The 25,572-nt window shown below is 68.7% G+C and carries 26 protein-coding genes, 1 tRNA gene and 1 pseudogene; 15 read left to right on the top strand and 13 right to left on the bottom strand.

What is annotated here, in order from left to right; all coding sequences use genetic code 11:
* Positions 1–7: 7 nt before the first annotated feature.
* The 3 genes and pseudogenes from OG984_RS18995 to OG984_RS18990 all read left to right on the top strand — a co-directional run.
* Positions 8–1,360 (top strand): annotated as a pseudogene (locus tag OG984_RS18995) (aspartate kinase); the annotation flags it as partial.
* Positions 1,352–1,846: an ACT domain-containing protein gene (locus tag OG984_RS29540; protein ID WP_378907276.1), complete on the top strand. Its 495-nt coding sequence runs from the start codon at positions 1,352–1,354 to the stop codon at positions 1,844–1,846. The pseudogene OG984_RS18995 and the gene OG984_RS29540, both read left to right, overlap by 9 nt.
* Positions 1,843–2,886, top strand: coding sequence for an aspartate-semialdehyde dehydrogenase (locus OG984_RS18990; RefSeq protein WP_328527773.1), 1,044 nt, complete (start codon positions 1,843–1,845; stop codon positions 2,884–2,886). Before OG984_RS29540 ends, OG984_RS18990 begins: the two co-directional genes overlap by 4 nt.
* 121 nt (positions 2,887–3,007) lie before the next feature.
* On the opposite strand, the gene OG984_RS18985 is transcribed toward OG984_RS18990, so the two are convergent.
* The 4 genes from OG984_RS18985 to OG984_RS18970 form a co-directional block, all read right to left on the bottom strand.
* Positions 3,008–3,700 (bottom strand): hypothetical protein, encoded by a 693-nt coding sequence (locus tag OG984_RS18985; RefSeq protein WP_328527772.1) that lies wholly within the window; start codon positions 3,698–3,700, stop codon positions 3,008–3,010.
* 37 nt (positions 3,701–3,737) lie between these two features.
* Positions 3,738–4,196, bottom strand: a complete 459-nt coding sequence (locus tag OG984_RS18980; protein ID WP_328527771.1) for a nitroreductase/quinone reductase family protein — start codon at positions 4,194–4,196, stop codon at positions 3,738–3,740.
* Positions 4,197–4,268: 72 nt separating this feature from the next.
* Positions 4,269–4,342: transfer RNA gene (locus OG984_RS18975), tRNA-Pro, on the bottom strand.
* Between the two features lie 72 nt (positions 4,343–4,414).
* Positions 4,415–5,335, bottom strand: a complete 921-nt coding sequence (locus tag OG984_RS18970) for a metallophosphoesterase (protein WP_328527770.1) — start codon at positions 5,333–5,335, stop codon at positions 4,415–4,417.
* A gap of 26 nt (positions 5,336–5,361) precedes the next feature.
* Here OG984_RS18970 and OG984_RS18965 point away from each other — a divergent pair, with 26 nt between their 5' ends.
* A complete protein-coding gene (locus OG984_RS18965; protein WP_328527769.1) occupies positions 5,362–5,820 on the top strand; it encodes a GatB/YqeY domain-containing protein in 459 nt (152 codons plus the stop codon).
* Between the two features lie 62 nt (positions 5,821–5,882).
* On the opposite strand, the gene OG984_RS18960 is transcribed toward OG984_RS18965, so the two are convergent.
* Positions 5,883–8,324, bottom strand: a complete 2,442-nt coding sequence (locus OG984_RS18960) for a penicillin-binding protein (protein ID WP_328527768.1) — start codon at positions 8,322–8,324, stop codon at positions 5,883–5,885.
* 227 nt (positions 8,325–8,551) lie between these two features.
* Between OG984_RS18960 and OG984_RS18955 the strand changes: the two genes are divergently transcribed.
* A complete protein-coding gene (locus OG984_RS18955) occupies positions 8,552–8,827 on the top strand; it encodes a WhiB family transcriptional regulator (RefSeq protein ID WP_328527767.1) in 276 nt (91 codons plus the stop codon).
* Positions 8,828–8,922: 95 nt separating this feature from the next.
* Here OG984_RS18955 and OG984_RS18950 read toward each other — a convergent pair whose 3' ends face one another.
* The 3 genes from OG984_RS18950 to OG984_RS18940 all read right to left on the bottom strand — a co-directional run bounded on the left by OG984_RS18950 (position 8,923) and on the right by OG984_RS18940 (position 12,061).
* Positions 8,923–10,089 carry an ArsA family ATPase gene (locus tag OG984_RS18950; RefSeq protein ID WP_328527766.1) on the bottom strand — a complete coding sequence of 389 codons (1,167 nt, stop codon included), beginning with the start codon at positions 10,087–10,089 and terminating at the stop codon, positions 8,923–8,925.
* A gap of 112 nt (positions 10,090–10,201) precedes the next feature.
* Positions 10,202–11,218: an ArsA-related P-loop ATPase gene (locus OG984_RS18945; RefSeq protein WP_328527765.1), complete on the bottom strand. Its 1,017-nt coding sequence runs from the start codon at positions 11,216–11,218 to the stop codon at positions 10,202–10,204.
* 27 nt (positions 11,219–11,245) lie between these two features.
* Entirely contained in the window at positions 11,246–12,061 is an 816-nt protein-coding gene (locus tag OG984_RS18940; RefSeq protein ID WP_328527764.1) for a maleylpyruvate isomerase family mycothiol-dependent enzyme, read from the bottom strand.
* Positions 12,062–12,153: 92 nt separating this feature from the next.
* On the opposite strand from OG984_RS18940, the gene OG984_RS18935 reads away from it, so the two are divergent.
* From OG984_RS18935 to OG984_RS18915, 5 genes are all read left to right on the top strand, one after another.
* A complete protein-coding gene (locus OG984_RS18935) occupies positions 12,154–12,309 on the top strand; it encodes a DUF4177 domain-containing protein (protein WP_008356256.1) in 156 nt (51 codons plus the stop codon).
* Positions 12,306–12,764 carry a RidA family protein gene (locus OG984_RS18930; RefSeq protein ID WP_328527763.1) on the top strand — a complete coding sequence of 153 codons (459 nt, stop codon included), beginning with the start codon at positions 12,306–12,308 and terminating at the stop codon, positions 12,762–12,764. The genes OG984_RS18935 and OG984_RS18930 overlap by 4 nt, the downstream gene beginning before the upstream one ends.
* Before the next feature lie 147 nt (positions 12,765–12,911).
* Positions 12,912–13,787 carry an NUDIX hydrolase gene (locus tag OG984_RS18925; RefSeq protein ID WP_328527762.1) on the top strand — a complete coding sequence of 292 codons (876 nt, stop codon included), beginning with the start codon at positions 12,912–12,914 and terminating at the stop codon, positions 13,785–13,787.
* Positions 13,784–14,578, top strand: a complete 795-nt coding sequence (locus tag OG984_RS18920) for an MBL fold metallo-hydrolase (RefSeq protein ID WP_328527761.1) — start codon at positions 13,784–13,786, stop codon at positions 14,576–14,578. Before OG984_RS18925 ends, OG984_RS18920 begins: the two co-directional genes overlap by 4 nt.
* Before the next feature lie 17 nt (positions 14,579–14,595).
* Positions 14,596–15,195 carry a YdeI/OmpD-associated family protein gene (locus OG984_RS18915; RefSeq protein WP_328527760.1) on the top strand — a complete coding sequence of 200 codons (600 nt, stop codon included), beginning with the start codon at positions 14,596–14,598 and terminating at the stop codon, positions 15,193–15,195.
* Positions 15,196–15,315: 120 nt separating this feature from the next.
* Here the strand turns inward: OG984_RS18915 and OG984_RS18910 are convergent, their stop codons facing one another.
* Positions 15,316–15,993 (bottom strand): Crp/Fnr family transcriptional regulator, encoded by a 678-nt coding sequence (locus OG984_RS18910; RefSeq protein ID WP_008356269.1) that lies wholly within the window; start codon positions 15,991–15,993, stop codon positions 15,316–15,318.
* 198 nt (positions 15,994–16,191) lie between these two features.
* Between OG984_RS18910 and nth the strand changes: the two genes are divergently transcribed.
* The 4 genes from nth to OG984_RS18890 are packed head-to-tail and all read left to right on the top strand — an operon-like array spanning position 16,192 to position 19,395.
* The gene (gene nth / locus OG984_RS18905) at positions 16,192–16,908 is read left to right on the top strand and encodes an endonuclease III (RefSeq protein WP_328527759.1); all 717 of its coding nucleotides are present in this window, start codon (positions 16,192–16,194) and stop codon (positions 16,906–16,908) included.
* Positions 16,908–17,540: a TlpA family protein disulfide reductase gene (locus OG984_RS18900; RefSeq protein ID WP_328527758.1), complete on the top strand. Its 633-nt coding sequence runs from the start codon at positions 16,908–16,910 to the stop codon at positions 17,538–17,540. The genes nth and OG984_RS18900 overlap by 1 nt, the downstream gene beginning before the upstream one ends.
* Complete coding sequence (locus OG984_RS18895) at positions 17,537–18,220, top strand: NUDIX hydrolase (RefSeq protein ID WP_328527757.1); 684 nt, start codon at positions 17,537–17,539, stop codon at positions 18,218–18,220. Before OG984_RS18900 ends, OG984_RS18895 begins: the two co-directional genes overlap by 4 nt.
* Positions 18,217–19,395, top strand: coding sequence for a MarP family serine protease (locus OG984_RS18890; RefSeq protein WP_328527756.1), 1,179 nt, complete (start codon positions 18,217–18,219; stop codon positions 19,393–19,395). The genes OG984_RS18895 and OG984_RS18890 overlap by 4 nt, the downstream gene beginning before the upstream one ends.
* A 163-nt stretch (positions 19,396–19,558) precedes the next feature.
* Here OG984_RS18890 and OG984_RS18885 read toward each other — a convergent pair whose 3' ends face one another.
* The 3 genes from OG984_RS18885 to nhaA form a co-directional block, all read right to left on the bottom strand.
* Positions 19,559–20,491 (bottom strand): DUF559 domain-containing protein, encoded by a 933-nt coding sequence (locus OG984_RS18885; RefSeq protein WP_328527755.1) that lies wholly within the window; start codon positions 20,489–20,491, stop codon positions 19,559–19,561.
* A 179-nt stretch (positions 20,492–20,670) separates the two neighbouring features.
* Positions 20,671–21,078, bottom strand: a complete 408-nt coding sequence (locus OG984_RS18880; RefSeq protein ID WP_008356285.1) for a phage holin family protein — start codon at positions 21,076–21,078, stop codon at positions 20,671–20,673.
* A 42-nt stretch (positions 21,079–21,120) separates the two neighbouring features.
* Positions 21,121–22,419 (bottom strand): Na+/H+ antiporter NhaA, encoded by a 1,299-nt coding sequence (nhaA, locus tag OG984_RS18875; protein ID WP_328527754.1) that lies wholly within the window; start codon positions 22,417–22,419, stop codon positions 21,121–21,123.
* Positions 22,420–22,937: 518 nt separating this feature from the next.
* Between nhaA and OG984_RS18870 the strand changes: the two genes are divergently transcribed.
* Positions 22,938–23,465 carry a C40 family peptidase gene (locus tag OG984_RS18870; RefSeq protein ID WP_328527753.1) on the top strand — a complete coding sequence of 176 codons (528 nt, stop codon included), beginning with the start codon at positions 22,938–22,940 and terminating at the stop codon, positions 23,463–23,465.
* Between the two features lie 76 nt (positions 23,466–23,541).
* Here OG984_RS18870 and acs read toward each other — a convergent pair whose 3' ends face one another.
* A complete protein-coding gene (gene acs / locus OG984_RS18865; protein WP_328527752.1) occupies positions 23,542–25,503 on the bottom strand; it encodes an acetate--CoA ligase in 1,962 nt (653 codons plus the stop codon).
* Positions 25,504–25,572: the final 69 nt, after the last annotated feature.

Genomic DNA, 25,572 nt, shown 5'->3' with positions numbered 1-25,572 from the left:
TCCCGGCGTGGGAATCGTCGTTCAGAAGTACGGTGGCAGCTCGGTCGCGGATGCTGCAGGCATCAAGCGCGTAGCTCAGCGAGTGGTCGCAACCAAAGAGCAGGGCCACGACGTCGTCGTGGCCGTGTCAGCGATGGGCGACACCACGGACGAGCTGATCGACCTGGCCAACAAGGTCTCGCCCGACGCCACCGCGCATGCGCGTGAGTTCGACATGCTGCTCACCTCCGGTGAGCGGCAGTCCATGGCGCTGCTCGCGATGGCGATCAACGACGTCGCGAACGAGCGCGGGCTGGCGTACGAGGCTCGGTCGTTCACCGGGTCGCAGGCCGGTCTGATCACCGACGCGCAGCACGGGCGCGCCAAGATCCTCAGCATCACCCCGGAGCGGATCCAGGCGGCGATCGCCGACGGTGCGATCGCGATCGTGGCCGGCTTCCAGGGCGTCTCCAAGGACACCAAGGACATCACCACGCTGGGCCGTGGCGGCACCGACACCACCGCGGTCGCGCTGGCGGTGGCGCTGAACGCCGACGTCTGCGAGATCTACACCGACGTCGACGGCGTGTTCACCGCCGACCCGCGGATCGTCCCGACCGCCCGCAAGCTCAGCGAGGTCGCCTTCGAGGAGATGCTCGAGCTGGCCGCCTCCGGTGCCAAGGTGCTCCACCTGCGCTCGGTGGAGTTCGCCCGGCGCCACAGCCTCCCGATCCACGTACGCTCCTCCTTCTCCACCCTCAACGGCACCGTCGTGAAGGGCAGCATCGACGCGGTCTCGCCGCGCGCCGACCACCAGCCGAGCGCGGACGCCGGCATGGAGGCGCCGATCGTCGCGGCCATCGCCTACGACCGCAGCCAGGCGAAGATCACCGTCGTCAACGCGCCCGACCAGGTGGGCGCCGCGGCGAAGGTCTTCGAGATCATCGCCGGGGTCGGCATCAACGTCGACATGGTGGTCCAGGACTCGTCGTCGGCGGCCGCGGAGCGCACCGACATCACCTTCACGCTCCCCCGTGACGACGCCGAGCGGGCCGGGAAGGCGCTGGAGCTGGCGCGTGAGGAGCTCGGCTTCGAGCGGGTGAGCACCGAGCCGCGGATGGGCAAGGTCTCCCTGATCGGCGCCGGGCTGCGTACGCAGCCGAAGAAGATCGCCGACTTCTTCTCCGCCATCGCGCAGGCCGGGGTCAACATCCAGATGATCTCCACCTCGGAGGTCCGGGTCTCGGTCGTCGTCGGGGACGACGAGGTCGACCGCGCGGTCCAGGCCGCGGCGGAGCGGTTCAGCGACGTGGCGGTCGGATCAGTCTCCTACGGCGCCGACGCCGATGGCGACACCCCCGAGATCGTCGGTGTGGCCCACGATCGTGGCGAAGCCAAGATCACCGTCGCCGGCGTCACCGACGAGCCCGGCGAGGCGGCCCGCATCTTCGACACCCTCGCCGACAACGGCATCAACATCGACATGATCGTGCAGAACGTGTCGGCCGAGGAGACGCGGCGTACGGACATCTCGTTCACGCTGCCGCGCGCCGACGTCAAGAAGGCGCGTGCCGCGCTCGGCGACATCCAGGCCGAGGTCGGCTTCGCCGACCCGGTCACCGACGAGCAGATCGGCAAGCTCTCGATCGTGGGTGCCGGGATGCGTACGCATCCGGGGATCACCGCGAAGTTCTTCGCCGCGCTCGCCGCCGAGGGAGTCCTGATCAGGATGGTCTCGACCTCGGAGATCCGCGTCTCGGTGCTCGTCAGCGCCGACGACCTCGACCGCGCAGTGCGCGCCACACACAGAGCATTCGGCCTCGACAGCGACGGAGAGGCCATCGTCTACGGAGGGACCGGCCGATGAGCGTCAACCTGGGAATCGTGGGAGCAACCGGGCAGGTGGGCGTCGCCGTACGCCAGATCCTGCTCGAGCGGAACTTCCCGCTCGGCGAGGTACGTTTCTTCGCCTCTGCACGCTCGGCGGGCAAGACCATCGAGTTCGGCGACCGTTCGGTCGTCGTCGAGGACGCCGCCACCGCCGACCCGTCGGGGCTCGACATCGCGATCTTCTCGGCCGGCGGCGCCACCTCGAAGGCGCTGGCCCCGAAGTTCGCCGAAGCCGGCGTGATCGTCATCGACAACTCCTCGGCCTGGCGCAAGGACCCGGCGATCCCGCTGGTCGTCTCCGAGGTCAACCCGTCCGCGATGGCCGGGGTGATCGAGGCCCGCCAGGGCATCATCGCCAACCCCAACTGCACCACGATGGCCGCGATGCCGGTGCTCAAGGCGCTCCACGACGAGGCCGGCCTCGAGCGTCTCGTCGTCTCCACGTACCAGGCGGTCTCCGGCTCCGGCGTCGCCGGTGTCGAGGAGCTCGTCAGCGGCATCGCCGCTGCCGGTGACAAGGCCCGTGAGCTCGCCTACGACGGGTCCGCGATCGCGTTCCCCGAACCGGACAAGTACGTCGAGACGATCGCCTACAACGTCCTTCCCTACGCCGGGTCGCTGGTCGAGGACGGCCGGGGCGAGACCGACGAGGAGCAGAAGCTCCGCAACGAGTCCCGCAAGATCCTCTCCCTGCCCGACCTGCGCGTCTCCGGCATCTGCGTCCGCGTCCCGGTCGTCACCGGCCACTCGCTCGCGGTCAACGCCGAGTTCTCCTCGCCGCTGACCCCCGAGCGTGCCACCGAGATCCTGGCGAACGCCCCGGGCGTCGAGCTCCGCGACGTACCCACGCCTCTCCACGCCGCCGGCAAGGACCCGTCCTACGTCGGCCGCATCCGTCAGGACGAGGGCGTCCCGGACAACCGCGGTCTCGCGCTGTTCATCTCCAACGACAACCTCCGCAAGGGCGCCGCGCTCAACACGGTCCAGATCGCCGAGCTGGTAGCCGCCGCCCTCTGACGAGACGTCAGGTACGTCGGTCGAGACGTCACTCCCGTCGGCCGAGCTGGCACCACGGTGCCAGTTCGGCCGACGTACGTGACGCATCGGCCGACGCGGGTGACGCCTCGGCCCGGGGTGGTCAGTCGATGTAGTTGGTGGTCACCCAGTAGGCGAGGGCGTACGCGCCGGCGGTGAGGATCACCACGATGATCACGCCCCAGGCGTGGTTGAAGAGGTCGGTGAGGAACAGCATCGAGAGTACGGCGACGAGGGCCGAGCCGAGGAAGCTGATCGTGAAGGGGGAGCGGGCGCTGGCCAGGCGGAGCAGGTAGCCGCCGAGGACGACCGCGAGGACGAAGACGCCGATCAGGACGATCGCGCCGGTGTCGCCGAGCGAGGAGGTGCCGCGGGTCCACTGGCTCACCATGCCGCTGAACCAGATCGCCAGAGCCATGAACGCGCCGACGATGGCGCCGACCATCACCGCCGCGGACAGGCCGGACGGGGTGCCGAGGTTGATGCGCCGCTGGATCGCTTCCATGGACTGCCGGGGTGCCTTGGGCTCACGAGGTGCCTTCGGCTCCTTGGCGGGCTTGGGTGGCTTCTCGGCCCTCTGCTTCGGTGCAGGCTTCGGGGTGGGCTTTGGTGTCGGCGCCTTCGCGGACTTCTCCGCAGGCGGCTCGGGAGCGATGACGGGTGGTGCCGTCTCCAGCACCTGAGTCTTCTCCGCGGAAGCCTTCTCGGGCTTGGTGCTCGCCGGCTTCGTGCCCCCGCGCTTCTTCTTGAAGCCGAACGACGGCGCGGCGAGCTTGTCGGCGGGGTCGTTGCTCATGAGGGGCAGTTTCGCATGTCGCGCGTCACATTTGAACTCAGGCGCGGGTCAGACGGATGACCGGGATCTCGCGGTCGGTCTTCTTCTCATAGCTCCCGAAGTTGGCAGCGGACGCGACGATCGTGGCCCAGGCCTGCGCCCGCTCCTCACCGTGGAGCTGCTCGGCGACCACCGGGATGGTCTCGCCGCCCATCTCGATCGTGACGCGGTCGGGGTTGGCTGCGAGGTTGTAGTACCACGCTGGGTTCCTCGCCCCGCCTCCGGCGGAGGCAACGACCAGCCAGGTGTCGTCGCCGCTGGGGAACCAGGCGAGTGGCGTCGAACGAGGTTCGCCGCTCTTCTTGCCGATCGTGGTGAGCACGAGCAACCGCATCCCGGCCATCGTGGCGTTGCTCTTGCGCGCCCGGCGCATCATCAGCTTGTTGCCCAGCTTCAGGAGCGGGTTGGCGGTGATCTGCCTGGCGCCGCGGGTGCCGTTGCGAGTGTCGAAGCTCATGGCGTCGACACTACTCGGTCAGAAATGAACTCAGGCTCGGAGATCTTGCGATCTCCGAGCCTGAACTCGATGTCGGGTTGACAGGATTTGAACCTGCGGCCCCCTCGTCCCGAACGAGGTGCGCTACCAAGCTGCGCTACAACCCGAATGCTGCACCGATGAACGGTCCAACGAGAAATGAGCATAGCCCAGAGACTGCCCCGACTCGTAATCGAGCCCTACCGTCGAGACGCCCCGCGCGGAGTGAGCGTCAGAAGGGTGGCCTCGGGGAGGCACGCGACGCGGATCCGCGTGTAGGGAGAGGTGCCGAGACCGGCCGATACGTGCAGCCAGGCCTGCCGGCCGCCGTGGGTGTGAGTGTGCAGGCCGCGCGCCCGGGCAGGGTCGAGATCGCAGTTGGTGGCCAGCGCCCGTCCGCCGGGGAGGCAGACCTGACCGCCGTGGGTGTGGCCGGCCAGGATGGCGTCGTAGCCGTCGGCGGTGAACTGGTCCAGGACTCGCAGGTAGGGCGCGTGCGCGACCCCGAGGCGTACGTCAGCGCTCGGGTCCGCGGGGCCGGCGACGGCGGACAGATCGTCGAGTCGCAGGTGAGGGTCGTCGACGCCGGCGAAGGCGAACTCGATGCCGTTCACGGTCAGCGACGAGCGGGTGTTGGTGAGGTCGAGCCAGCCCGACTTGGTGAAGGACGCGGACAGATCACGCCAGGGGAGCTCAGGGACGTTCGTCTGACGCTTGCCCTTGTCCGGAAGCAGGTAGCCGAACGGGTTGCGCAGCCGCGGCTCGTAGTAGTCGTTGGAGCCGTGCACGAAGACACCGGGCACGTCGAGCAGCGTGCCGAGGGCGTTGACGATCGCCGGGACCGCCCGCTGGTGGGCCAGGTTGTCGCCGGTGTCGATGACCAGGTCCGGCTTCAACGCCGCCAGCGAGGCGATCCAGTCGAGCTTCTTGTGCTGCGAGGGGACCACATGCATGTCGGAGAGATGCAGCACCCGCAGCGGGTCCGCTCCCTCGGGAAGCACCGGCAGTCTCACCTGGCGCAGCGTGTAGTGACGGGCCTCCCACAGGGCGTACGTCGTCAGGGCCACGCCGGTGGCGAGACCGGTGCCGAGGGTTGCGCCGATGACTGAGGCGAGCCGCATGGCTCAACCCTGCCACAATGGGTTCCATGAGCTCTTTGAAGGACCGACTTCGCACCGACCTGACCTCCGCGATGAAGGCCCGGGACAAGGACCGCGCCGGCACGCTGCGGATGGTCATGGCCGCGATCAGCGAGGCCGAGGTCGCCGGGAAGGAGGCCAAGGAGCTCACCGACGACGAGATCATCACGATCCTCACCCGCGAGGCCAAGAAGCGCCGCGAGGCAGCCACCGCCTTCGCCGAGGGCGGTCGCACCGAGCAGGCCGAGAAGGAGACCGCGGAGGCCGCGGTGATCACCGAGTACCTCCCCGCTCAGCTGAGCGCCGAGGAGATCTCCGACCTGGTCAGCAAGGCCATCGCCCAGACCGGTGCCGCCGAGGAGGGGATGCGCGCGATGGGCAAGGTGATGGGCATCCTGACCCCGCAGACCAAGGGCAAGGCCGACGGTGGTGCCGTCGCCGCGGAGGTGCGCAAGCAGCTCGCCTGAACGGCAGCACACAACGAGCGTGGCCCCCACCGGATCGGTGGGGGCCACGCTCGTCGTAGGGGTCAGCCGGTCGGCCACTCCCAGCCGAAGTCGGGTTCGTCCGAAGCCGCTCTCGGCTTCTGCCGCTCCTCGTCGGCCGGCGGCCTCGACTCCTCGGGCTGCTTTTTCTTCTTCTTCGGCTCGGGCTTCGGCTCCGGGCCGAGCGAGGTGTAGATCGTGACGGGCGAGCCCTCGGCGGCGTCTCCGGACGGAGTGGTGAAGGCGACCAGACCTCGGTCGTACTCGGAGTAGGCCTCCGGTCCCACCTGGACCTGGAAGCCGGCGTTCCTCAGCACCTTCGTCGCCTTCTCGACGGTCATGCCGCCGGTCCAGGGGACGTCGACGGTGCGGCCGGCGATCACGTTCGGGTCGGGCTCGTGGAAGTCCTCCCACTTCAGGTACTTGTCGATCACCTGCATCGCGCCGCCCCACATGGGTCCGGCCGTGGTCGAACCCGCCGCCTCGTAGACATAGTTGCCGCCGACGACCTGGCCGTTGAGGCTGAGCGGGGTGCCCTTCGAGTTGGCACCGGCGATCATCGAGGCGGTCGCGAGCCTCGGGGTGTAGCCCATCAGCCACACCGCCTTGTTGTCCTGCGTGGTGCCGGTCTTGCCCGCACTGGGGACCGACAGCGCCAGGTTCTGGCCGAAGCCGCCGGGCTCCATCACACCGCGGAGGATGTCGTTGACCGCGTCGGCGGTGCCCTTCGCCATCGCCTGCTGGCAGGTCGGCTTGTAGGTCTTGAGCACCTTGCCGTTGGCGTCGAGGATCTCGTTGACCGGCACCGAGTCGCAGTGCTTACCGCGAGCGCCGAACGTCGCGTACGCCTCGGCCATCTCCAGCGGGCTGACGTCGACGACGCCGAGGGTGAAGGTGGGCACGCGCTCCGCGCCGCCGCATCCGGTCTCGCTGGGCTTGCAGACGTGACCGTCGTCGTAGCTGACGCCGAACGGGGCGGTCAGCTTCACGCCCATCTTCTGGGCCATCTTGTAGGGCGTGCACATGCCGGTGAGCTGGAAGAGCTGGGCGTAGAAGGTGTTCACCGACTCCCGGGTGCCGGTGTAGGCGTCCTTGCTGCCCGAGGTCGTGGAGTTGTGGAAGGTGTGGGTGCCGACCCGGTTGCCGTCGCCGGGGCAGCCGGCGAACGTCGACTCGTTGAGCGTCAGCTCCTCGGGGGAGTTGATCTTCTGCTTGAGCGGGAAGCCCTGCTCGATGGCCGCGGCCAGGGTGAACGCCTTGAAGGTCGAGCCGGCCTGGAAGCCGTTGGAGTCGCCCGACTTCTCCTTCGGGACCAGATAGTTGAGGTAGGACTGGCCCTTCTTCTTGTTGTCACCCATCGGACGCGACTGCGCGAGCGCCCGGACCCGACCGGTGCCGGGCTCGACCATGGCGAGCGCGCCGATGGCCTGGTCGGTGGCGTCGACGTGGTCCTCGACCGACTCCTGCGCGGCGTCCTGGAAGCGCTGGTCGAGCGTGGTCTTGATGGTCAGACCGCCGGACTTGATCAGCGCCAGTCGGTCGGTCTCGTTCTCGCCGAAGGCCGGGTCCTTGAGCAGCCACTTGATCACGTAGTCGCAGAAGAACTCCGCCGAGGAGCCGAGGCAGCCGTTGCGCTGCTTCTGCACGTTGAGGCCGAGGCTGGCGTCCTTCAGCTTCTCGGCCTCGGGGCGGGAGACGACCTTGAGCGCGGCCATCCGGTCGATGACCACGTTGCGGCGGGCGATGGTGGCGTCGGGGTAGTTGGTCGGGTCGTAGCCGGTGGGGTTCTTCACCATCCCGGCCAGCATCGCCGACTGCTGCCAGTTGAGCTCGGAGGCGTTGACGTTGAAGTAGTGCTTGGCGGCCGCCTGGACGCCGTAGGCACCGTCACCGAAGTAGGCCGCGTTGAGGTAGCGCTCCAGGATCCAGTCCTTGGAGTGCTGCTCCTCCAGCGCGATCGCGTAGCGCAGCTCGCGGATCTTGCGGGCGGTCGACTTCTCGATGGCCGCCTTGCGCTCGGCCTCGGTCTTCGCGGAGTAGACCAGCGTCGTCTTCACCAGCTGCTGCGTGATCGAGGAGCCACCCTGGACCGAGTCGCTGGCCTGGTTGGTGATCAGCGCGCGCAGCGTGCCCTTCAGATCCATCGCGCCGTGCTGGTAGAAGCGGTAGTCCTCGATCGCCAGGAGCGCCTTCGTCATGTTGGACGAGATCTGGTCGAGCGGGCGGTAGACGCGGTTCTGGTCGTAGAGCGTCGTGATCAGGTTGCCCTTGCGGTCGACGATCTTGGTCGTCTGCGACATGTCGTCGACCTCGAAGGCCTTCGGCAGCGAGTCCATCTTCTCGGCGGTCTCCTTGGCCGCGATCCCGGCCACCCCGGCGAACGGGATGGCCAGACCTGCGGCGACGACCCCGAGGACGGCTGCTACCCCACACATGACGGCGAGATGCTTGAGCACGGTCTGCGGGCGCAGCGACGGCGAGGACATGCTGGTCATCGTAGGTGATCGCGGCTAATAGCACATGATTCGCAATCGGGGCCGGACAGGGAGGTCACAAACGGGTCCCGAGGGCCCTACTAGTCATTTCGGACTACGTACTTTGGGTAAGAAGGGTGTGTCACTCGACAGGTCAGGGTCCTTAACCTTTAGTCCGCACGGGCGCCCACGCCGTCAACTGGGGAGGGCGATGCGCTCCGACGAAGGGATGGCACACAATGTGGGTTGATGAATGGTCGCTACAGGCCGCTTGTCGTGAGAACGAGCCCGACGAGCTCTTCGTACGTGGCGCCGAGCAGAACAAGGCCAAGCTGGTCTGCTCCGGCTGCGTGGTCCGCACCGAGTGCCTGGCCGAGGCGCTCGACAACCAGATCGAGTGGGGTGTCTGGGGCGGCATGACCGAGCGCGAGCGTCGTGCGCTGCTCCGCCGCAGCCCCAACGCCTCGTGGCGCGCCGTGCTCGAGGCCGCACGCACCCGTGCCTCGGTGGAGTGATCACTCGTCCCCTACTCGAGTGGATCGCTGAAGATCTTGGTCTGAGCCAGGACGTACGTGACGTACGTCCTGGCTCGATCCCATTTCGAGGCTGCTCAGCCCTGGGCCAGCAACCGGCCGATCTCGCGGAGCCCGTCGAGATCGTGTACGTCACCGGGTAGCGCCGGCACCACGGCGGTCGGCACCTGCGGGTGGGCGACGGCGAAGCGCTCGCGCAGCTGATTCTGACGCTCGACCAGGAGCGCGCGGTCGGCGTGGAGCCGCAGCAACCCGGCGGTGAGCGGCGCGTCGGGGAGCCGCTCCGAGGCGGCGCCGGCCGCGGCGGCGGTGAGCGAGGCGTCGTCGGGCAACGTGGCCCGGTTGACGACGAGCCCCTGGAGCGGCATCCGGTCGCCGGAGAGTCGCTCGACGAAGTAGGCGGCCTCGCGCAGGGCGTCGGGCTCGGGCGCTGCGATGACGAGGAAGGCGGTCTCGTCGGCCTGGAGCAGTGCGTACGTCTCCTGTGCTCGTTGCCGGAAGCCACCGAAGACGGTGTCGAGCGCGGTCACGAAGGTCTGCAGGTCGGTGAGCATCTGCCCGCCGAGCACCTTCTTGAGCGCGTTGGTCACGATGCTGATCCCGGCCGACATCAGCCGGACCGGTCCCTTCGCAGGCGCCAGCATCAGGCGCAGGAACCGACCGTCGAGGAAGCTGGACAGCCGCTCGGGAGCGTCGAGGAAGTCCAGGGCGCTCCGGCTCGGGGGCGTGTCGACCACGATCAGGTCGTAGTCGCCGTTGCCGCCGTTGTGGGCGAAGGAGTCGCGGTAGAGCTGGCCGAGCTTCTCCATCGCCATGTATTCCTGCGTGCCCGCGAAGCTGGAGCTCAGCGCGATGTAGAACTGGTTGTTGAGGATCTGCTGGGCCTTCTCGGGGCTGGCCTGGGACTCGACCACCTCGTCGAAGGTGCGCTTCATGTCGAGCATCATCGCGTCGAGCCGGCCAGGTCCGACTCCAGGAACCGGGCGGGGCGTGTTGTCGAGCTGGGCGATGCCCATCGACTGGGCCAGGCGTCGCGCGGGGTCGATCGTCAGCACCACGACCTTGCGGCCGCGCTCGGCCGCCCGCAGCGCGAGCGCCGCCGAGGTGGTCGTCTTGCCCACGCCACCGCTGCCGCAGCAGACGATGATGTGGGTGTCGCGGTCGTCGAGCAGACGGTCGACCTCGAGGGTCTGGGTGTGCTCCGCCTGTGCGGCCAGCGGGCCTACGCGTGGGTGGGCGCTCATCGGGCGATCCCTCTCGTCACTTTCGTCACGGCGTACAGGCTTTTCCTGCACTTCTCGGGTGTTGCAATGCCTGAGAAGTGCAGGAATACCCGGTTAACCGGGGATCCCAACGTCATGCGAGCCCCTGATCCTTCAGCTCCGCAGCGAGCTCGTAGAGCCCGCCGATGTCGATCCCGCCCGCGACCCGGTTGAGCTCGTAGGTCGGGACACCGAGACCGGCGACGAGGTCACGCTGGGCGTCCTCGAGGGATCGGCGCTCGGCGTACTCCTTCGCCTCCGCGCTCAGGGCGGCGATCAGGGCCGGGTCGGGCTCGACCCCGGCGCGCTTGAGGTCCTCGGCGATGGTCTCGCCGTCGAGCGAGCCGGCGAGGGCGGCGGCGAGGGACTCGTCGGGGAGGTCACGGGGGCGCACCTGGTTGACGATGACGCCGCCGACCGGGAGCCCGGCGGCACGTAGCTCGCCGATGCCGTCGGCGGTCTCCTGGACCGGCATCTCCTCGAGCAGGGTGACCAGGTGGACCGCGGTCCGCCGGGAGCGGAACAGGGTCATCATCGTGTCGGCCTGGTTCTTGATCGGGCCGACCTTGGCCAGGCCCGCGACGGACTCGGAGACGTTCAGGAAGGTCGTGATCCGGCCGGTCGGGGGAGCGTCGAGCACGACGGCGTCGTAGGTCCGGGCGCCCTTGTTTCGGCTGTTGCGCTGGACGGCCTCGAAGAGCTTGCCGGTGAGGAGGACGTCCCTGACCCCGGGCGCGATCGTGGTGGCGAACTCGATCACGCCGAAGCGGTCGAGGGCACGGCCGGCCGGACCGAGCTTGTAGTACATCTTGAGGTATTCGAGGAGGGCCTCCTCGGGAGCGATGTGCAGGGCGTAGACGTTGCCCGGCTCGGCGTCGGCACCGGACCGGGAGCGCATCCGCAGCCCGGTCGCGATGCGGGTCTCGGCGTAGGGCAGCGGGTCGACGTCGAACATCCGCGCCACCCCCTGCCGGCCCTCGACCTCGCAGAGCAGGACGTTCTTGCCGTGGGAGGCCAGCCCGAGCGCCAGCGCGGCCGCCACCGTCGACTTGCCCGTGCCGCCCTTGCCGGTCACCACATGCAGCTGCACGTGGGGCCAGTCGGAACTCATAGGAGCGACTCTAACCGGGACGTGTCGTCAGGGGGTGATGTTGAGGTTCTCGACGATCTTGCTGCCGAGCGTGGTGTCGCCGGTGATCCTCACCTTGGCGGGGTCGGCGGAGGCGCGCCCGCTGGCCAGGAGGACGTAGGTCTCACGGTCGGTGGAGAGGGTGACGGTGGGGTCTGCCACCGGGTCGGTGACGGGGACTCCCTTGCCCTCACGGGTGACGGCGAAGGCGTACGGAGCGTGGCCCTCGACCTCGACGACGACCGTGCAGCCGGGTTCGGCACCGGCCTTCTTGGCGAGCACGAACCCGACGCCCTCGAGGAGGTAGTCGGCGGTGTGGAGGGCGCCGGGGGTGTCCAGGTTGCCCGGGCGGCCGGTCGCGCGGCGGATGTCCTGCTCGTGCAGCCAGACGTCGAGCGGCCGGTTGCGGAGCAGCTTGCCGTTGGTCCACCCGATCGCGCCGAAGACGCCGGGCGCGGGCGCCGCCGGGTCCTCGGGCGGGGAGGCGACCAGCTCCTCGTGGCGTACGGCGGAGTAGTGGCGGATCTCGTCGATGATGCTCGCCGGCTCGGCCTTGCGGCGGGTGAGCACGCCGATCTCGGTGAACTGGCCCATCGGCGACCTGATGTGGGCCGAGTCGGGGATCTCCGCCTCCTCGCGGGGCGCGCCTGCGGTCAGACCCTCGAGGTGCGCGACGTGGGAGGCGATGGCACGGACGTCCCAGCCGGGCAGGTCGGTGGGCTGGTCCCAGTCGGTCTCGGAGAGCTCCTCCAGGAGTGCGAGGAGATCCTGGATCGAGGACCACCAGGTGTCGACGTACGTCTTCAGCTGCTCAGTGGAAGTCACGAGCCCGACGGTAGTGGGTCAGCGCCTCGGTTGGAAGATCCAACCATGTCATCGGGAGGAGCGGCCGGAACCTCGCGAAGTAGGGTGCGGACATGACCAAGTGGGAATACCAGGTGGCGCCGGTCCTCAATCACGCAGCGGCGCAGATCCTCAACAACTTCGGTGCCGACGGGTGGGAGCTCGTCACCATCCTCGACAACGGCACGGGCAACTACGTCGGCTTCTTCAAGCGGGCGGTCTCGGAGTGACCGCCCCCGAGGAGGTACTCGCCGAGCTCGGACTGAGCGTTCCGGACGTGGTTCCGCCGGTGGCGGCCTACATCCCGGCCGTGCGCTCGGGCAACCACGTGTTCACCTCGGGCCAGCTCCCGATGAAGGACGGTGCGCTGCTCTCGGTCGGCAAGGTCGGCGGCGACGTGTCGGCCGAGGACGGCTACGCGGCGGCGCAGCAGTGCGCGCTCAACGCGCTGGCCGCGGTCAAGGCCGAGATCGGTGACCTCTCGCAGGTCAAGCGGGTCGTGAAGGTGCTGTGCTTCGTCGCCTCCACGCCCGACTTCACCGGCCAGCCGGGTGTCGCCAACGGTGCCTCGGAGCTGCTCGGCAAGGTCTTCGGCGATGCCGGCCGGCACGCGCGCTCGGCCGTCGGCGTGCCCGTTCTGCCGCTCGACGCTCCTGTCGAGGTGGAGATCGTCGTCGAGATCTGAGCCTGCGACTCGGCGAGCGTAGCGAGCCGAGCCGCAACGCGAAGAGGTCGAGCGAGCGCACGGCTGAGCTTGCGAAGCCGTGACCGCGGGTCGAGACCCAGCAAGTGGGACGGTATGACTCGGCCGGGCGTCGCTACAGTGACGAGCGTGCGCATCCCGATCCCTCCTGTCCGGCTTGGTGACGACATCGTGGCGCTGGCCGGGGAGTACGCCGAGGGCGTACGCACCCCGGTCGAGCCGCGTGACGCGGCGACGGTCCTGCTGCTGCGGCCGGGCTCGTCTTCGGGCCCCGAGGTCTACCTGCTCCGCCGTCAGCTGACAATGGGGTTCGCCGCCGGGATGGCCGTCTTCCCCGGCGGTGGCGTGGACGTACGCGACGCCGAGCTGCCCGACGCCTGCTGGGCCGGGCCGTCCGCCGGTGAGTGGGCGCGCCGGCTCGGGGTCGAGGAGTCCCGCGCGCGGGCGCTGGTCGCCGCGGCGGTGCGGGAGACGTTCGAGGAGTGCGGGGTCCTGCTCGCAGGCGCGTCGGCCGATGCCGTGGTCAGCGACGTCTCGGGAGCGGACTGGGAGGCGGATCGGGTCGCCCTGGAGTCGCGCTCGCTGTCGTTGACCGAGCTGCTGACCCGGCGCGGGCTGGTGCTGCGTACGGACCTGTTGGCGCCGTGGGCCGCCTGGACGACGCCGGTCTTCGAGCCGAAGCGCTTCGCGACCTGGTTCTTCGTCGCGCGACTGCCCGAGGGGCAGGTGACGCGCGACGTGTCGAGCGAGTCCTCCTCGGTGCACTGGCTCAGCGCCGCCGAGGCGGTCGACCAGGTCGAGGCCGGCGAGCTGGCAATGATGCCGCCGACCTATCTCAACTGCCTCGAGGTCGCCTCCATCGGCTCCGAGGACGACGTGCTCGCCGCCGCCGCGGAGCGCGAGCTGACCATGTTCACACCGGCCGTGACGGAGGTCGACGGCGGCCATGCCCTGTCGATGATGCCGCTGCACGCGTCGCTCGTCGCCGGAAGGGGACGCTCATGAGCGAGTCCTGGTCGGGTGGGACCTTCGGTGAGCGCGGGCAGTGCATCCTCGCGCCCAACCCCGGCCTCATGTCGCTCGACGGCACCAACACCTGGGTGCTGCGCGAGCCGGGAGCGCGCCGGTCGGTCGTGATCGATCCTGGTCCTCTCGACGAGGGACATCTCGATGCGGTCGCGGAGGCGGCCGGCGAGGTGGCGACGGTGCTGCTGACCCATCACCACTACGACCACTCCGAGGCAGCACGGGCCTTCGCCGAGCGGGTCGGGGCCGGCGTACGCGCTCTTGATCCTGAATACCGGCTCGGCACCGAGGGCCTCGGCGACGGTGACGTCATCGAGGTCGACGGTCTCGAGATCCGCGTCGTCGGCACGCCTGGCCACACTTCGGACTCGTTGTCGTTCTGGCTGCCGGGCGATGGGGCCGTGCTGACCGGAGACACGGTCCTCGGGCGCGGGACCACGGTCGTCGCCCACCCCGACGGCCAGCTCGGCGCCTATCTCGACTCGCTGGACCGGTTGCACGCGTTGGCGTCCGAGCACGGTGTCGGCAGCGTCTGGCCTGGTCACGGGCCGGTCATCGGGGACGCGCTCGGCGCGCTCGACTACTACATCGCCCACCGTCGTGAGCGCCTCGGCCAGGTCGAGGAGGCTCTCGTCGGTCTGGGGACCACCCCGACCGAGGCGGATCCGCGGGCGGTCGTCGAGATCGTGTACGCCGATGTCGACCAGGTCCTCTGGGGAGCGGCGGAGCTCTCGGTGAGGGCGCAATTGGCTTACCTCGCCGAGCGCTGAGGCCTACTCTTCGGCTCATGGCCACCCTGCCCGGAGTCGAGCTCCTGCTTCCCGATCCGCCGGCCTGGCGGGGTTGGCTGGAGGAGCATCATGCCGACACGTCCGCGGTCTGGCTGGTGCTGACCAAGAAGGGCGGCACGCTGACCACGTTGACCTGGCAGACCGCGCTCGACGAAGCGCTCTGCTTCGGCTGGATCGACGGTCAGGCCCGACGGCGGGACGAACAGTCGTCGTTCCAGCGGTTCACTCCGCGTGGGCCGAAGAGCCGCTGGTCACTGAGGAACGTCGAGCACATCGGCCGTCTCGAGTCCGAGGGCCGGATGACCGCCGCCGGACGGGCAGCGGTGGAGGCGGCGAAGGCGGATGGGCGGTGGGAGGCGGCGTACGCCGGCCCGGCCACCGCCGAGACCCCGCCCGACCTCCTCGCCGCGATCGCCGCGGTGCCCGAGGCGCAGGCCATGTACGACGTCCTCACCTCGCAGAACCGCTACGCCCTCTACCACCGCATCACCGCCCTGAAGACCGAGGCCGCCCGGGAGCGCAGGATCGAGGAGTACGTCGCCATGCTCGCGCGTCACGAGACGATCCATCCCCAGAAGCGCCGGCCTCAGCGCTGAGAACGAATCTGGGCGTTCAGAGTGCGTGCTCCGCAAGTGGAGGTCGCGAAGGCGACCTTCGAGCGGAGCGGGTCGTCGAGCGGCCTCCGCGCCGCGGAGTGCGTGCTCTGGACGCCCAGATCAGCGGGCGCGGCGGGCCATGCGCTCAATGTCCATGATGACCACGCTGCGCGGCTCGAGGCGGAGCCAGCCGCGGCTGGCGAAGTCGGCCAGGGCCTTGTTGACCGTCTCGCGGGAGGCGCCGACGAGCTGGGCGAGCTCCTCCTGGGTGAGGTCGTGGTGGACGTGGACGCCGTCGTCGGCGGTGCGGCCGAAGCGGTCGGCGAGGTCGAGCAGGGCCTTCGCGACCCGGCCGGGGACGTCGGAGAAGACGAGGTCGGCGACGACGTCGTTGGCCTTGCGGAGACGGCCGGCGAGCTGGGCGAGCAGGCCGCGGGCGACGACCGGGCGGCCCTCGAGCCACTTGAGGAGGTCCTCGTGCGACAGGCTGGCGAAGGCCGAGTCGGTGACCGCGGTGACGGTGGCCGAGCGGGGGCCCGGGTCGAAGAGCGAGAGCTCACCGAACATCTGGCCGGGGCCCATGATGGCGAGCAGGTTCTCGCGGCCGTCGGACGAGGTGCGGCCGAGCTTCACCTTGCCGTCGATCACGACGTACAGCTTGTCGCCGGAGTCACCCTCGTGAAAGAGCACCTCTCCGCGGCGGAGCTTCGACTCTGCCATCGAGGCGTGCAGGGCCGTCATCGACTCGTCATCGAGTGCGCTGAAGAGCGGTGCCTGACGGAGTACGTCGTTGTCCATTGCGGCCATTCCTCCTGGATTTTCCCCACATCCGCGGGTATTACACCGGGAATCCTATCTGTGGAACGTCTCACAGGTGCACATCCCCCACCGATAAGGCGCTGATAAGCCCAGAAAGTGCATGTGTGCGGCGGTATTTGTGCTAGCCGTCTGCTGGGCCGGATCGGGATTGTCGGTGCGGCCGCGTAGCCTTGCTGCGTGCCTGCCCAGAAGTTTGCGACTGAGACGCGCCTGGGTCTGGTGCGTCGCGCCCGTCGGATCGACCGCATCCTCGGTGAGACCTACCCGGATGCGAAGGCCGAGCTCGACTTCACCAATCCGTTCGAGTGCCTGGTCGTCACGGTGCTCAGCGCACAGACGACCGACAAGCGGGTGAACCTCGCCTCGCCCGCCCTGTTCGCGGCCTACCCGACCGCGAAGGAGATGGCCGCGGCGCCCCGGGAGCACCTGGAGCAGCTCGTCGGACCGCTCGGCTTCTTCCGCGCCAAGACCGAGGCGCTGCTGAAGCTGAGTGCGGTGCTGGTGGAGGAGTACGACGGGGAGGTGCCCTCCCGTCTGGAGCAGCTGGTCAAGCTGCCCGGCGTCGGGCGCAAGACCGCCAACGTGGTGCTCGGCAACGCCTTCGGCAAGCCGGGGATCACCGTCGACACACACTTCGGTCGGCTCTCGAGGCGTTTCGGCTGGACGACCGAGAAGGACCCGGTCAAGGTCGAGCACGAGGTCGGCGCGCTGTTCGAGAAGCGGGACTGGACGATGCTGTCCCACCACGTGATCTGGCACGGACGGCGGATCTGTCATGCCCAGAAGCCGGCCTGCGGTGCCTGCCCGGTGGCGCAGTTGTGCCCGGGGTACGGGGAGGGGCCGACGGACCCGGTCGCGGCCGCGAAGCTGGTCCGCACGGAGGGCCGCAACTGATGGTTCGTCGAGTTGGTGCGGCGGTGGCCGCTCTGCTGCTGGCGAGCCTTGCCGGTTGCGGCACCGAGTCCTCGGCCGGCGGCGGGCAGTCCGGCGCGCCGCTCGGCGACGGACCGTCCTCCTCGAAGGTCGACGTCGCCACCGACGACATGGTCGCGGCCAAGAAGGCATCCGACGTGGAGGAGTGCCGCCCCGGTTCTGCGAGCGACGGAGGTCTGCCGCCGATCGAGCTACCCTGCCTCGGCGGTGGCGAGTCGGTCGATCTCGCCTCTTTCCAAGGGCCCATGGTGATCAACCTCTTCCAGGGATTCTGTGCGCCCTGCAAGGAGGAGATGCCCGCGCTGCAGAGCTTCTACGAGACCTATGGCGACGAGGTGCCGGTGATCGGCATCGACGTCATGGACACCGTGCCCGGGGTCGCGCTCGAGGAGGCGATCTCGCGCGGGGTGACCTTCCCGATGTACGCCGATCCCGGCGGTGACCTGCAGGGCGGTCCGCTCACGGCGAGAGCGGTGCCGGCGACGTACGTCCTGTCCTCCTCGGGTGAGGTGGAGCTGCTGCAGATGGGCGGCATGACCAGCGCGACCCAGGTCAAGGAGCTCGTGGAGAAGAAGCTGGGGCTCACGCTGTGACCGCCAATGGGACACGGCCGGAGTGGTTCGACGAGATTATCGGCGCGGCCGAGCGGATCCAGGGCGAGGACATCTCGCAGTTCCTGCCGCCGGCGGACGGCAGCGCGCGGGAGTCCGCGGTGCTCATGCTCTTCGGTGAAGGTCCCGAGGGCCCGGATCTGCTGCTGACCGAGCGCTCGCACACGATGCGCTCGCACCCTGGTCAGGTGTCGTTCCCCGGTGGCCGGCTCGACCCGGGGGAGACCGCCGAGGAGGCCGCGCTCCGGGAGGCGTGGGAGGAGACCGGCCTCGACCCGACCGGTGTCGACGTCGTCGGTCGGCTTCCGGCGCTGTGGATCCCGTTCTCCAACCACGCGGTGGTGCCGATCATCGCGTGGTGGCGGGAGCCCTCGCCGGTGACGACGCGCTCGGTCGAGGAGGTGCACGCGGTCTATCGGGTGCCTTTGTCCGATCTCATGGATCCGGCCCATCGGATCCAGGTGGGCTCGCCGGGGCGCGGCGGATGGCTGATGCCCGCGTTCTTGATCGGACCGGAGAAGGATGTCATCCTCTGGGGCTTTACAGGTGGAATCATCAACCGCTTCTTCACCTATCTCGGGTGGATCTCGGAGATTCCGGACGCCCCGATCAAGGAGTTGCCCGAATACATGCTGCAGGGACGCGAACGGAATCGGCCGTGAACTTTCTTGATTGGATCCTGATCATCCTCGTCGGGGCCTACGCGCTCTCCGGCTACTGGCAGGGCTTCATCACCGGCGCCTTCGCGACCGGCGGGCTGCTGCTCGGTGGCTTCATCGGCATCTGGCTGGCGCCGAAGGTGCTGGGCAGCGCCGCGCCGTCGTTGTGGGTCTCGCTCGGTGCGCTGTTCGTCGTGATCGCCTGTGCGTCCATCGGCCAGGCGGTGCTGCAGTACGGCGGTGTCAGGGTGCGCGACGAGATCACCTGGCAGCCGGCTCGGATCGTCGATGCGCTCGGTGGTTCGCTGCTCAGCGCGGCTGCGGTGCTCGTGGTCGCCTGGGCGCTCGGCGTGGCGGTCTCGGGGGCTCAGATCAACGGGCTGACCCCGGCCGTTCGCGGGTCGGCGATCCTGGCCAAGGTCGACTCGATCATGCCGTCGCCCGCCGACCGCGCGCTGCGCGCGTTCAACGACGTCGTCGGCACCTCGTTCTTCCCGCGCTACCTGGAGCCGTTCGCCCGAGAGCGGATCGTCGAGGTCGGCCCGGGCCCCCGACGCATGCTCACCGATCCCGATGTCGTACGCGCCGGTGAGTCGGTCCTCAAGATCCGTGGCGCCAACGAGTGCGGCAAGGGCGTCGAGGGCACCGGCTTCGTCATCGGCCGCGGCTACCTGATGACCAATGCGCACGTGGTTGCCGGTGTCGACGACCCCAACGTGATCGTCGGCGACGGCGCCAACGACGCCAAGGTCGTCCACTACGACCCCGAGATCGACATCGCGGTCCTGAAGTTCAAGGGCGGCGGCAACCTCGACCGTCTCGAGTTCGACCGCACCGCCGCCGCTGAGGACCCGATCGCGGTCCTCGGCTATCCGCAGGACGGCCCCTTCGACGTACAGCCCGGCCGGATCCGCGCCGAGCAGCGCCTCCGCTCGCCCGACATCTACGGCGTCGGCACCGTCATCCGTGACGTCTACTCCGTACGCAGCCTCATCCGCCCCGGCAACTCCGGCGGCCCCATCGTCGACTCCGAGGGTGACGTCGTGGGCGTCGTCTTCGCCGCCTCGGTCACCGACTCCGAGACCGGCTACGCCCTCACCACCGACCAGGTCATCGACATCGCCCGCCAGGCTCGCACTCAGACCGCTGCTGTCGACACCGGAGCCTGCGCCGGCTGAACCCTCGCCCAGCCCGCCCCGCCGAGTCGGTAGAAACGGCGGGGCGAGTGGGGAGTTCTGGGCGTCGAATCTGTAGTTGTGGGCGACGAAACTCGAGTTTCGTCGCCCACAACTACAGATTCGGCACGCCACAACTGCGGACTCGGCGTTCGGTGGGGCCGGGTCAGAATCGTCGGGAGGAGTACGTCGGGATGAGCGCCTCCTTGATCTCGCGGAGCCACGCATCGAGGCGATCGCCGGTGAAGTCACCTCGACGCACGACGATGACGATCCAACCGTGGTCGACGAGCCAGCCCCGGCGTTCCTCGTCGTAGATCCGCTGGTCGGGGTTGTCGTGGTCCTCGCCGTCGTATTCGACGGCGACCTTGGCAAGTCGGTAGGCGAAGTCGAGTCGATAGGTCGGGATGCCGTCCACGTCGACCCAGACTTGCGTCTCGGGAAGCGGTAGGCCAGCGTCGCTGATCGCCAGCAACGTCCATGACTCCCGCTGGGACTCGACGTGGCGATTGAGGAGGGGAACGAGTTCACGGAGTTGGACGACGCCGCGTCGGCCCTTGAAGCGAGGGAGCTCCTGGTAGAGGCCAGATCGGGTGATGCCGTGCTCCTTGGCGAACTCGTTGAGAGCAGCCATTGCCTCGCGACGCTTCAGATTGCAGCCGAGATCGAGCGCGGTTCGCAGTGGGGTCGTGATCTTGACGCCGTTGATCGTCGTGATGTCCCGATCGAGGAGGTCGCGTGAGCGGCCATCGACCCCTTCGAGGCGTGTGGGCGCGTAGCCACGGCGGGCGCAGGCCTCGACCGCGGGGATCTGGGCCTGCTCACTGAGCGAGTAGGCGTTGATCCCGTGGATCCACGCGGCGGTGCGGTCGGACACGACGTGGTGGGGAGATACGACACGAGAGACCGCTGCTGCCCGTGTCTCCGCGGTGTCTTCCACGCCGGACGGTATGAAGACGCCGCGGAAGGGTCTGAGGACCTCGCCGCGCTCGACCGCAACGCGGAGGTCGTACCTCTTGATGGAGAGCTCGTTGAGCTCGCTGGCGGCAAACGGGCGCGCTGGCAGAGCCGAGGCAGCGCCGACAACTGACAGGTTCATGCGAGCCACTGTGCGCTCGTGGCGTACGAAATTCACTGCCGTTTCGGTCGGCTGTGGATAACTCCGCCGCGAAACCTGCCTGTGGACAGCGAATGGCCCGAATCAGCGCGCCACAACTACAGACTCGCTCGCCACAACTACAGACTCGGCCGCCAGAACTACCGTTTCGGCGGAGGGGGTCAGCGCTGGCCCTTGAGCGCCCGGGGGATCTCCTTGCCCTGGGCGATGGCCTTCTCGGGGGCCTTGACCTTCTTCACCTTGAGTACGCCGATGAATCCGAGCAACGCGGCCAGCAGCACGTAGAAGCCGAAGACGATGAGGAAGGACCAGTGCAGGCCCAGGCCGGCCCAGTGGATGAAGTAGGCCACCGAGACGGACAGCATGATCACGGCCAGGACGAGCAGGAACGCGGCGGCGGCGAAGAGGCCGATGCCGACGCCGGCATTGGTCACCGAGACCTTGAGCTCCTGCTTGGCGAGCGTGATCTCCTTGTTGACGAGCTCGGAGATGTCACGAGTGGCGTCGACGACGAGCTTCCCGATCGTCGGGTCCTCGCCGCCCGGGGACTTCACGATGTCGACTGCCATGGGAACCCTTCGCTGAACGTGTGTTGGGGAGCGCTCACGACCTTACCGGTCCCGACCCTGATCATCCTCGAACACGTCCGGCACGCCGTCCTTGTTGGCGTCGATCGTCTCCAGCTCGCCGATGCGGCGGTAGACCCGGTTGCGGGCTCGCAGCACGATAGTCGCGAGCAGAGCAGCGAGCACCGACCCGAACAGGACGCCCACCTTCATGTGGTCGTGTGCGGAGGGATCCGACCCGAAGGCCAGCTCTCCGATCAGCAGCGACACGGTGAACCCGATGCCGGCCAGCATCGCCATCCCGATCACGTCGGTCCAGGCAAGATCGTCGTCGAGCGAGGCCCGGGTGAACCGAGCCAGCAGCCAGGTCGACCCGGAGATGCCGACGGTCTTGCCGACGACCAGGCCGAGGATGATGCCGAGCGTGATCGGGTCGCGCAGCGCCCCGGTGATCCCCGACCAGCCACCCAACGAAACCCCGGCGGCGAAGAAGGCGAAGATCGGCACCGCGACGCCGGCGGAGATCGGCCGGACCAGGTGCTCGAAGTGCTCGGCGAGGCCTCGCTTGGCCTCCGGGTTGCGTGCGATCACCGGCACGGTGAAGCCGAGGAGCACACCGGCCACGGTGGCGTGGACGCCGCTGGCGTGCACGAGCGCCCAGGCGATCGCGGCGAGCGGAAGCAGCAGCCAGGGGTTGCGGATCCGACGCTGGACGAGTACCGCGAAGAGCCCGATCGGGACGAGCGCCAGCAGCAGGAAGCCGATGTGCAGCTCCGAGGTGAAGAAGACCGCGATGACGATGATGCCGAGCAGGTCGTCGACGACGGCGAGCGTCAGCAGGAACGTACGCAGCCCCGCCGGCAGGTGCGTCGAGATGACCGCCAGGATGGCGACCGCGAAGGCGATGTCGGTGGCCACCGGGGTCGCCCAGCCGGCCAGCGAGCCGCCGCCGATCAGGTTGACCGCCACGTAGACCAGGGCCGGCACCACCATGCCGCCGACGGCGGCCGCGATCGGCAGCGCGGCCCGCCGGGGGTCGCGGAGGTCGCCGGAGACGAACTCCCGCTTGAGCTCCAGGCCCGCGACGAAGAAGAAGATCGCCAGCAGCCCGTCGGCCGCCCAGGTGCCGATGGTCAGATCGAGGTGGAGAGCGTGCGGTCCGATGCGGTAGTCGCGGACGGCTTCGTACGCGTCCTGCAACGGGCTGTTCGCGAGGACGACCGCGATGATCGCGGCGACGATGAGGAGGATGCCGCCGGTCGTCTCGGCGCGCAGGATCTCGGCCGTACGTGACGTCTCCAGCCAGGAGCCACGGGTGAACAGTCGGTTGCGGGTGTCGGTCACGGGCGGCCCTCCAGAGGCTCAGGGGTCGATGAACTCACGCCGACCAGACTTCCCGGCACACCTGACGACGACCCTAGCAAGCGTTGTCGTCCGAGCTCGAAGGGTGATCAACCCGCGGCGCTCATGAAGGCGGTGACGGACACAAACCAAGGCAAATATAAGCAAAACTATGAAATTCAGCGTGAGTTGCTGCACAAATACCCCCACGTGCACGGCACCTCTTGCATAGTGAAGTCAGCCCTCGCCGAACGGTGGGGCCGCTCCGGTCGCGCCGAGGCCCGTCACAACCGGAGGAGAGTCGATCCGACCACGGTGGCGGGCACGGGGGAGCCAAGCAGTGCGCCGGGAGCCAGAGACAAGGCCGACCGGCTTGGGGTGAAGGCGTAGACGGAACACATCCAGCGCCCGGGCAACAGCAGCCCGAATCCGACAGGTAAACCTTCGCAGGCGTCGCTGCAACAGGGGAACCTCGAATGACCGGATCGTGTTTCCGGGCGCTTTCGCGCGTCCGCAGATCGATGACCCTCGGCCTTGCGACCGCCCTGGTGGTCGGTCTCGCGCTCGTCGCCGCACCCACCCAGTCCGCCACGGCCGCTTCACCGCCGGGCTCGAGTGCCCAGACCGGCGCCCAGACGAGCAGCCACACGAGCACTCAGACCACGAAGAAAAAGAAGAAGTCGCGCGGGCTGCGAGCGCTCCGCCGCGTCAAGAGCCAGGCCGGCGACCCGTACTCCTACGGCGGCAACGGCCCCCACTCCTACGACTGCTCGGGTCTGACCCAGTGGGTCTACAAGAAGCTCGGCTACAAGCTCCCGCACAGCTCGTCGGCACAGGTCAGCCACACCTTCAAGGTCAAGAAGCCGCGTAAGGGCGACCTGGTCTTCTTCTACGGCAGCGGCGGCGTCTACCACGTCGGCATCTACGCCGGGAAGCACGACGGGCGCCGCTGGATCTGGCACTCGCCCCGGTCCGGTGAGACGGTCAAGAAGGACCCGATCTGGACCGACAACCACTTCATCCGCCGGGTGAAGTACAAGAAGCACTAGTACGCAACGGCCCGGTGGTCTCGACAAGCTCGACCACCGGGCCTGGGCGTCCGCGACGCCCCGTTGCTGAGCGGGATCAGTCGTCGGTCGAGGTCGCCTGCCCCGCGGCGATGAGATCCATGATCGTCTGGTCGGCCAGCGTGGTCGTGTCGCCGACACCGCGACCCTCGGCGAGGTCGCGCAGCAGTCGCCGCATGATCTTCCCCGAGCGGGTCTTGGGCAGCTCCGGCACGATCATGATCTGCCGCGGCTTGGCGATCGGGCCGATCTCCTTGCGGACGTGGTCGGAGAGCTCCTTCTCGCAGTCCTCCGGCGACCCGTCGCGCAGGATGACGTACGCCACCACCGCCTGCCCCGTGTCAGGGTCGGTCGCACCGACGACCGCCGCCTCCGCGACGTAGGCGTGCGAGACCAGCGCCGACTCGATCTCGGTGGTGGAGAGCCGGTGCCCCGACACGTTCATCACGTCGTCGACGCGGCCCAGGACCCAGACGTCGCCGTCCTCGTCCTTCTTCGCGCCGTCGCCGGCGAAGTAGAACCCCTGGTCCTTGAAGCGCGACCAATAGGTGTCGACGTAGCGCTGGTCGTCCCCCCAGATCGTACGCAGCATCGACGGCCACGGCTGGGTGAGCACGAGGTAGCCCCCGGCACCGTCCGGCACGGAGACGCCGTTGTCGTCGACCACGTCGGCGCCCACACCCGGCAGGGCCTTCATCGCCGAGCCCGGCTTCCCAGCCGTCACCCCGGGGAGCGGCGAGATCATGATCGCGCCGGTCTCGGTCTGCCACCAGGTGTCCACCACCGGCACCTTCGAGCCGCCGATGACGTCGCGGTACCAGATGTAGGCCTCGGGGTTGATCGGCTCACCGACCGACCCGAGCAGGCGGACCGAGGAGAGGTCGCGGGCGTCGGGGATGGCGCGGCCCTGCTTCATGAAGGTCCGGATCGCGGTCGGCGCCGTGTAGAAGATGGTGACGCCGTACTCCTCGATGATCTGCCACCAGCGGCCCTTCTCCGGGAAGTCCGGGGTGCCCTCGTAGAGCACCTGGGTCGCGCCGTTGGCCAGCGGTCCGTAGACGATGTAGGAGTGGCCGGTGATCCAGCCGATGTCGGCGGTGCACCAGTAGACGTCGGTCTCGGGCTTGAGGTCGAAGACCTCCCAGTGGGTGAACGCCGCCTGGGTGAGGTAGCCGCCGGTGGTGTGCAGGATGCCCTTCGGCTTCCCGGTGGTGCCGGAGGTGTACATCACGAAGAGCGGGTGCTCGGCGTCGTGCGCCACCGGGGTGTGCTCGGTCGACGCGCCGTCGACGACGTCGGACCACCACTTGTCGACGGCGTCGTTCCACTCGACGTCCTGGCCGGTGCGGCGGACGACGACGACGTTCTCCACGATGCCGTCGTCGACCTTGCCCAGCGCCTCGTCGACGGCCGGCTTGAGCGCCGACGGCGCGCCGCGGCGGTAGCCGCCGTCGGAGGTGACCACGAGCTTAGCGTTGCAGTCGGTGATCCGGGCGGCCAGGGCCTCGGCCGAGAACCCACCGAAGATGACGGTGTGGATCGCGCCGATCCGCGCGCAGGCCAGCATCGCGAAGACGGCCTCGGGGATCATCGGCATGTAGATCGCGACCCGGTCGCCCTTCGACACTCCGAGCGCCTCGAAGGCGTTCGCGGCCCGCGAGACCTCGTCCTTGAGTTCGGCATAGGTGATGGTGCGCTTGTCGTCGGCCGGCTCGCCGACCCAGTGGATCGCGACCCGGTCGCCGAGGCCGGCCTCGACGTGGCGGTCGACGGCGTTGTACGCCACGTTGATCTCGCCGCCCTCGAACCACTTCGCGAACGGCGGGTTGTCCCAGTTGAGGACGCGATCGAACGGCTTGGCCCAGGTGAGCCGTTCCGCGGCGGCGGCCCAGAACGCGTCCCGGTCCTCCTCGGCGGCGGAGTAGGCGTCGGCCTTGACGTTGGCTGCGGCGGCGAGCTCGGCAGGGGGCTCGAACCGGCGCTTCTCGTGCAGCAGGTTGGACAGGGTCTCGTCGGTCACAGTGACTCCTACGTACGAAAAATGTGTGGCTCAAGCCACAGGGTAGTGCGGGGGAAAGAATGATGGCGG

Source organism: Nocardioides sp. NBC_00368, assembly GCF_036090055.1.
GTDB lineage: Bacteria > Actinomycetota > Actinomycetes > Propionibacteriales > Nocardioidaceae > Nocardioides.
Note: the sequence above shows the minus strand (reverse complement) of the source record. Positions and strands in the feature narration are given on the sequence as shown.